Below are 7,988 nucleotides of genomic sequence, written 5' to 3'. Positions count from 1 at the left end.
GACGAAGGGGGGATCTAGGGGGATCGGGTAGCGGATGTTCGTGTACTGGTGCTGGTCGTAGCCCAGGTGCTGCCAGCTGGAGGGTACGGGGATGTGGTCCATGTCCGCGGTCGGGTAGGTCCGGGTCCAGAAGTCCTCCGGGACGGCGTAGGTGCTCGGGTGGTAGGTGAAGGCCCAGTCGCCGTTGAGCAGTTGGAAGCGGTCGGAGGTCTCCCGCTGTGAGGGGGAGAGGTCCGTGGGGGTGGAGGTAGGGACGTAGTAGGCGTGTGCGGGAAGGGTGTTCTCGTGCAGGACGGCGAGGTTTTCGTGGTGCCCGGGAAGGATCATCGGTGACTCTCCTGTGCTTGGCGGCGGGCCTGGCGGGGGCCTGCCTTGCGGGGCGGCGTCGTGGCGGCATTGCGTGCGGACGCCGGCGATGAAGCGGTAGGGGCGGGGTGGCGACGGGCGCCGCTTGCGTCCCCTGATTGGCGACGTTAACATATTACTCAACCGATCGGAAGCGCTCGACAATGACTGCTATTATGGCGATATGTGGAAGCCGAACGCGAAGTGGCGGGCTTCAAAAGGGAACGTTAGCATTATCTGGACGGCAGCTGAGCCGCCAGGTGGGTCGGAGCGTGCTGCTAGGCTCGCCAAGATGGCTGGGGCACGTCGTAGTCGGGGAGCGCCGTCGGTCGACGATGTCGCCCGACTCGCCGGCGTGTCTGCGCAGACCGTTTCCCGCGTCTCAAGCGGGGCTCCCAATGTGCGCCCGGCGACCCGCGAGAAGGTGCTGCGCGCGATGAGGCAGCTCGGCTACGCCCCCAACCGCGCCGCCCAGGCGCTGCGCAGCGGATCATTCAAGGCCATTGGCGTGCTCACCCAGCAGATCCTGCGCACCGGTGAGGCGCAAACCACCGACGGCGTGTTGCAGGCGGCCTGGGAAGCCGGCTACACGGTGTCCATGGTGCAGGTGGAGCACCCCCAGTCGCAGGACATGGGTGCGGCCGTGCATCGGCTCGCCGCCCAGGCCGTGGACGGGCTCGTCGTCGTCCAGGCCGGTAAGGCGGGGCCCGAGCACTTGGTTTTCCCCGCCGGGATGCCGGTTGCGGTATCCGACTCGGCGCTCGTGGGCTACTACCCATCGGCGTCGGCGGACCAGGTCGGGGGCGTGCGTGCCGCGGTGGGCCACCTGCTGGGGCTCGGGCACCGCACCGTCTACCACGTCACGGGTCCGGCGGACTCTCAGTCGGCGCTCATCCGCTCGGGGGCCTGGGCGGCATGCCTGCAGGAGGCCGGCCGGGAGGTACCGCCGGCCGTGCCCGGGGACTGGAACGCCGCCGCCGGTTATGCCGCCGGGCAGACCCTGGCCGAGAATTCGGAGGTCACCGCCGTCTTCTGCGCCAATGACGAGGTCGCCATCGGCCTCATCCGCGCCATGCACGAGCACGGTCGGCGCGTGCCCGACGACGTCTCCGTCGTGGGTTTCGACGGGCTGGCGTTGGCTGAATACAGCTTCCCGCCGTTGACGACGGTGCGTCAGGACTTCCGCCGGGCCGGCATCGAGATGGTCAACCTGGTGCTGGAGCAGGTTGCCTCCGGCGTACAGGACGGCACGCGCCGCATCATCATCCCCACCGAGCTGGTCGTGCGTGGCTCCACCGCGCCGCCGTCCCGCTAGCGCGTCCCACCGATGCGGACGCCGCCGTCCTACTGATCGCCGTCGCCGCTACCGGAGTACGTGAGCGCATCTGCGATTGCCGGCGGCGCTGCCGAAAGCGCCCCGTCGCCCGGGCTGGCAGCTCGCCGTGCCGCATGACGGCCAGCTTTGCATACAAGTAGCCATTGTGTGCAAAGTCGGTTGTCCGCATGTCACACAAAGGTCGGTAGAGTGACATCGTGGACCTGGCGATGTTCAGCAACGACGCGATGGGGGAACTGGTCAAGATCACCGGTTCCGATCCCCTCCTGGGCGACTGGGAGCATATGGCCTTCGTCCCGGCTCCCCTGAGAGATGAGGAGCCGGAGCTGAGTGGCGCCACGTATCGTGCCGTCGCGGCGGCCGGAAGGTCCCTGGCGGCTTTGGATGCGACTGCACGCCAACTGCCGAATCCGCGCCTCTTGCGCACACCGTCGCTGCGCCGGGAGGCACAGTCGACTTCCGCGCTCGAGGGCACCTACGCCCCGCTCGATGAGATCCTGACCGCCGATGACGACTCGCCTGCGACTGTCCAGTTGCGCGAGATCCTCAACTACGCGGCAATGGCGGACTTCGGTTTCGCCTGGGTTCAGGAAGGGCGGCCTCTCACCCTCAACCTCATCGAGGACCTCCAGGGCCTGCTCATGCACGGCACCCCGCTGGCGCCGGAATCCGGGCACCTTCGCAGCACGCAGGTCGTGGTGGGGCGTCGCGATGGCGTTGCTCCCGGTACGGCCCCCATTCGCGCAAGCCGCTTCGTGCCGTCGCCGCCGGGTGACCAACTCCGCAGCGGGATGTCTGCGCTGGTGGACTGGCTGCGGCGGAACCACGCGGGGGCCATTGACCCGGTGGTCGTGGCCGGCATGGCTCACTACCAGTTCGAAACGCTCCACCCCTTCCGAGATGGGAACGGGAGGCTGGGACGCTATCTCATCGTGCTGACGCTCATGACGACGGGAGTACTGTCCGAACCGACACTGACGGTGTCCCCCTGGTTCGAGGCGCGCCGTACCGAGTACTACGACGCACTGCTGGCGGTGAGCACCGACGGTGACTGGGACTCCTTCCTCACCTTTTTCTCGCGCGGCCTTGAGGAAGCGGCGCATTCTACTCGTGAGCAGATGCTGGCCCTCGTAGCGGTGCAGGAGGAACTCAAGGAGGTGGTGCGCAGCTCCACGTTGCGTTCCGGCCATGCCCTGAGCCTGGTGGACTTCGCCATCGCCAACCCCTCCTTCACCGTGAAGAAGGTGGCGACTGCACTCGGCGTCTCCTACGGCAGAGCCAATGGGCTGGTCAAGCAGCTGGTGGAACTGGGCGTGCTGGCGCCCGTCACTGCGGATCATCAGCCGCGACGCTTCATGGCTCCCCGCGCGCTCAGAGTGCTGTTGGAGGGATAGCACGATTGGGGCCGGCCAGAGCGCCTTGCCAGCTGCCGCCCCTCTTGCTGATGCCGGCTTTGGGGGCGCCTACTTACACCGCGGCGAGGGGCGTCTCACCCGCTCAGCCCGGCTGAACGGCGCGCGCGGAACTCGTAGGCTGGTCTCATGAGCGAGTACTTCGCGGGGAAGCAGGAGGACCCTACTGGAGTGAGTCCCTCGGATGATGCGCAGTCCGAGGCGCGCGCGGGGCAGCCCGCTGCGGGTTCCCGCAGTCGCGGCCGACACGTGGCTCCACCACCACCCGAACACGTCCGCTTCGGCGTGCCCTTCAACGGCATCATCCCGTTGTGGCACGACGGCACCGACATCACCTGGCACCGCCCCGTTGACGACGTCGACTTCGCCGCCATCCTCGGCCTGGGGCATGTGGAGACCGAGCCCGGCCCCTCCACTGCACCCGACGGTTGGCAGGAGCGGGTGGAGACCGGCACGCTGCTGCCAGCGGCACCCGACGCCGAGACCGGGCCGATTCTGCGGCTGCGGGCCATCTCTCCGTCGGGGCGCCGGGCCATTAATGATGCGGGTGATGGCGCCCCCATCCGCTTGTCGCCGTCGCTGTCAGTTCAGGAGGCGATGGGGAGTGAGACCGGCGGCCTGGACCTCACCGCCTTCTCCATCCATATCGCCCGCCTCATGCTGCGGGCGGCACGGGACGGCGCGATCCTGCTGTTCACGCTGCGTGCGCCGCGCGATCCCGACGCTCACCACCTGCTGTCCGTACCCAGCGAGGTCGACTCGCGCCAAGTCATGCACTTCCACCTGGGCACGCTGCTGGACATGACCGACGGCGAATGGGCACGCGCCGGCCACAGTGACAACATGACTTTGCTGGACCTGGACGTCCCCTATCAACGGCTGCTCGGCAGCCCGGGTGCAGAAGGCGGGCAGGGCCTGGAGGTCGAACGCCTCATGGACATGGCGCAGCCGGTCGTCGACTGCTTGCTGCGACCGGGCTTCCCTTTCGCCTTGGGCTGCTCGGTGATCCTGCCGGTGGGCCGCTCCCGCTGACGACGTCGGTGAGCGTTGCCCACTCCGCGGGGCATCCCCACAGCTCGGCTTGAAAACTGCGGGCGGACTCGGCCAGGCTCCAGCCATGACCGCACGCCCCGGCTCCACACCGGCCCCTGCCGACCCCGCTGCCGAATCGCTCGACTCGGCACCGCATCTGCCCGCACCCCGCGACCCGAACGAGCCCTACAGGGTGGTCATGGTCTGCACCGGCAATATCTGCCGCTCGGCTATGGCCGAGGTCGTGCTCGTCGACCGGCTGGCATCCGCCGGGGTCCCGGGCACCGGAACCGGAGGCATCGCGGTGAGCTCTGCGGGCATCTCCGATGAGGAAGCGGGCAACCCCATGGATCCGCGTGCGCTGCGGATCCTGGCCGAACGCGGCTACGGCACGGGCTCCGACGCCGCTTCCCGTGCTGTCGCTGCCGTCATCGCCGGCCATGCGGCGCACCGCATCAGCGACGCCGAACTGGCTCGGGCCGACCTCATACTCGCCATGACGGCCGCGCACCTGCGTGCGCTTGAGCGGCGCGCCGCGCGTCTCGACGTCGATCCGGGCCGCATCCGCATGTTCCGCCAGTTCGACCCAACTGCCCCGCGTGTTGCGGAAGAGACACCCGGGACCTTGTCCGAGCTCGACGTGCCCGACCCTTGGTACGGAACCATGGCCGACTTCGTGGACACCCTCGACGTGGTTGAGCGGGTCAGCGACGCTCTCACCCCCGCCCTGGCCGCCCCTCACCGAAACCGGCACTTGTAACGTGCCGAAACCGGCACTAATGACGTGGCGAAACCGGTCGACGCGGTTGTGGTGGCCGGTGCGCGCCGACGCTGAGGACCTCGGCCCGCACCATCCTGCGGTGGCACCCCGCCCAATCAGGACGCCGACGACCTGGGCGCCGCTGACCGGGCGTCCCGTATCCGGGGGGATGCAAACACGTCACGGTGAGCCAGGTCGGGGTTGGCCAGGACTTCTTCGATGCCAAGTGCCCGATCCCTGGCGTCATCAACACGTGTTTGTTCCAAAGACACGAGTTTTGGAGTTTTGCACTGTCTTAACACCTGCACATCTCCAAAACTCGTGTATATGACGGTAACTCGTGTGTATGACGCCAAGTCGTGTGCGTGACACCAAGCTCGTATGCGTCGTCGTCGGCTTTGCCCGTCGTCTATCCCACCCCGGACGCCCTCGCCTCCCGCGGTAGCGACTGCACCTGTGCCGCGCGCGTGTTTCTGCCCGAAGGGTCACTACGCCACCCGCCCCATATCCTCCGAGACGAGACCCCATCCGGTCAGCGCACCTGCCACAGGCACCCGGACAGCTGCCCCGTCATTAGTGCCGGTTTCGGCACGTTACAAGTGCCGGTTTGGGCATGTTATTAGTGCCGGTCTCGGTGAGAGGAGGGGCGCGGGCACGGCCCTGTCCCGGCGCCTTCGAACCGACCCGAACCGCAGCGGAACTGCCTGCCCATACCCCGCAATCGATCATGCAGGAGCCGGGGGCATCAGTCGCCGAGTCGCTCCGCCAACCATCCGGTCACGGTGGACAGGTACTCCTCGCGCGCCGGCTTGGGGGACAGCACCAGGTCGTGCACGCCGCCGGGGATCTGCACCACGGTGACGTCGTCGCCCAGGAACCGGGACCGCTCGACGATCTGCTCTACCGACAGCACCGTGTCGCAGCGCAGCGCCTCCTCGCGCGAGATACCCGGCCCGCCCGACGCCGTCGAGCAGCACACCAGGACCGGCACCTTAATGCCCAAACCGTGGTGTACCTCCCGCTGCAGGCGGCGGATCCCCGCCAGGAAGCCCGCGCGCACGGGGAACGACGGCGAGGGCTTCAATGACAGATCCCAGTCCCACTCGCCGCCCCAGCGGCGGTGCAGGGTACGAGCGTAGATGTCCACCTCGATGGGGCCCGGGTCCGTGTTCACGGGGACGGTGGCGGCCTCGGCACCGAGCCCCTGCGGAGAACCCGTCGGCACGCTTTCAGTGTGCGACTCGGACGACTCGGGTGAAGCATTCCCGGCCGGCTCCAGCGCCCTGACTTCTGCGGGGTTGTCAATGATGCGGTCGGGGTCGCGCCGGGAGATCAGGTCGACGAACGCCGAGCCGTAGGAGCGCACCAGCCCCGAGGAGTTCAGCTGCAGCCACGGGGAATTGAGCGTGACGGCCTCCACCGAGCCGGGATGGTCTGCAGCCCAGATCACGGCCTGCAGACCGCCGGTGGAGTGTCCATTGAGCACCACCTGCGAATGCCCGTGCTCTTGGCGAATAATGCGCAGCGCCTCGCCAATCTCCTCGTCATGCACCCGCAAGTCGCGCACGTCGTGCGGTGAGCGGTAACCCACCCCCGCCCGGCCGCAGGCACGCAGATCCAGTGCGTAGAACTCGTAGCCGGCGGCGAGGAAGGCGTCGGCCAGCCACGTCTGGAAGAAGTAGTCGTTGCGCCCGTGCAGATACAGGACGGCGCGCGCATGCCGGGGCACCCCAACGCCGTCCGGACCCGCGTCGGGCACGGCGCCACGCTGATGCACCAGCACCGCATGGTCGGCCCCCGCAGCAGCGGGCGAGTCGGTCACCGGGAGGGTACGCGCGACCCAGGGCTCGCCCAGGATGTCGGTGCTCAGGGCGGGCACTGCCGGGTCCTGCTGCGGGTCGGGAACCGACGCGGCTGCGGAAGGCGAGGGATGGCTGAGCGGAGCTGACTGCGGCTCCGGCGTCGTAGCGGTCTTGGGTGCCATGACCGCATCCTGTCACGGACGACGGCGACTGGTCGCGCAGGCGCGGCATCGGTGCGTGCTACCGATACCGGGATGCTCCTACACGCGCAGGTGGTCCTGCGTGGCATGCCGCGAACGGCGGTAGGGCTCGCCGAGGTAGTGATGCATGCGTCGTTTTGACCTACCTGCTTGCCATGGTCGCAGTCGTCCGCTTAACGTAGGCGCCAACCATCCAGAGCAACTGAGAGACCTGGCTCATCGACGTTGCAGCAACCCCCGTTCACGGTGCGGGTGCTACCGCCAGGACCGATGGAGGACCACGTGACGCAATCACCTGTACCCGCGGGGGACGGGGCCACTACCGCCGAGGCGGCCGAGCCCATGATCTCCCTGCGGGACGTGCATAAGGTCTACAAACTGCCCGACGGCAACCTCGTGCGAGCCCTCGACGGCGTGACCCTGGATGTGCGCGCCGGCTCCATTCACGGCATCGTCGGCACCTCCGGCGCCGGCAAATCCACGCTTGTGCGCTGCCTGACCAGCCTGGAGCGCCCCACCTATGGGGAGGTCCGCGTCGCCGGGCAGGACATGACCTCCCTGTCCTCCCGTGACCTGCGTGAGGCCCGCCGTGCCATCGGCATGGTCTTCCAACACGCCAACCTCCTCGACTCGCGCACCACCGCCCAGAACATCGCCTATCCGCTGGCCCTCGCCGGGGTTCCCAAAGGGCAGCGGCACGAGACGGTCTCCCGGATGCTCGAACTCGTCGGGCTCGCCGATCGCGGCTCCTCCTACCCCTCCCAGCTCTCCGGTGGCCAGCAGCAGCGCGTGGGTATTGCCCGAGCGCTCGCGGATCAGCCCCCGGTCCTCCTGTGCGACGAGCCCACCAGCGCCCTTGACCCGGAGACGACCCGTCAGATCCTCGGGCTCATCCGGGACGTGCGCGACCGACTCGGTGTCACCGTCGTCATCATCACCCATGAGATGAGCGTCGTCCGCCAGATCTGCGACTCCGTCAGCCTGCTGGAGGCCGGCCGCGTCATCGAATCCGGCCCCATTGAGTCGATAGTGTCCGACGTCGACTCCCGCCTGTCGCACGAGCTGGTCCCCGCCCCGGAGGTCCCCGAGAACGCTCTGGCC

At 68.2% G+C, this 7,988-nt stretch carries 7 protein-coding genes and 1 riboswitch; of the genes, 5 read left to right on the top strand and 2 right to left on the bottom strand.

All coding sequences use genetic code 11. The features are described from left to right. The coding region (locus RWX45_RS10870) for a sugar-binding domain-containing protein (RefSeq protein ID WP_410050716.1) at positions 1 to 327 on the bottom strand (327 nt) is incomplete at its 3' end. 310 nt (positions 328 to 637) lie between these two features. Here RWX45_RS10870 and RWX45_RS10865 point away from each other — a divergent pair. From RWX45_RS10865 to RWX45_RS10850, 4 genes are all read left to right on the top strand, one after another. Next, positions 638 to 1,660, top strand: a complete 1,023-nt coding sequence (locus tag RWX45_RS10865) for a LacI family DNA-binding transcriptional regulator (protein WP_316023738.1) — start codon at positions 638 to 640, stop codon at positions 1,658 to 1,660. A gap of 218 nt (positions 1,661 to 1,878) precedes the next feature. Then, positions 1,879 to 3,075, top strand: coding sequence for a Fic family protein (locus tag RWX45_RS10860; RefSeq protein WP_316023737.1), 1,197 nt, complete (start codon positions 1,879 to 1,881; stop codon positions 3,073 to 3,075). 147 nt (positions 3,076 to 3,222) lie between these two features. Next, entirely contained in the window at positions 3,223 to 4,125 is a 903-nt protein-coding gene (locus RWX45_RS10855) for a hypothetical protein (RefSeq protein WP_316023736.1), read from the top strand. 199 nt (positions 4,126 to 4,324) lie between these two features. Further along, positions 4,325 to 4,885 carry a low molecular weight protein-tyrosine-phosphatase gene (locus RWX45_RS10850; RefSeq protein ID WP_316023740.1) on the top strand — a complete coding sequence of 187 codons (561 nt, stop codon included), beginning with the start codon at positions 4,325 to 4,327 and terminating at the stop codon, positions 4,883 to 4,885. Between the two features lie 745 nt (positions 4,886 to 5,630). On the opposite strand, the gene RWX45_RS10845 is transcribed toward RWX45_RS10850, so the two are convergent. Then, positions 5,631 to 6,869: an alpha/beta hydrolase gene (locus RWX45_RS10845; protein WP_316023735.1), complete on the bottom strand. Its 1,239-nt coding sequence runs from the start codon at positions 6,867 to 6,869 to the stop codon at positions 5,631 to 5,633. A gap of 204 nt (positions 6,870 to 7,073) precedes the next feature. Further along, positions 7,074 to 7,164, top strand: a riboswitch (SAM riboswitch). Between RWX45_RS10845 and RWX45_RS10840 the strand changes: the two genes are divergently transcribed. Beyond that, on the top strand, positions 7,158 to 7,988 hold an 831-nt coding region (locus tag RWX45_RS10840; protein ID WP_410050715.1), incomplete at its 3' end, for a methionine ABC transporter ATP-binding protein. It overlaps the preceding riboswitch by 7 nt.

The organism is Actinomyces sp. MRS3W (assembly GCF_032465695.1).
In the GTDB taxonomy this organism is placed as follows: Bacteria; Actinomycetota; Actinomycetes; order Actinomycetales; family Actinomycetaceae; genus Actinomyces.
This window is presented reverse-complemented; position numbering and strand designations above follow the sequence as displayed.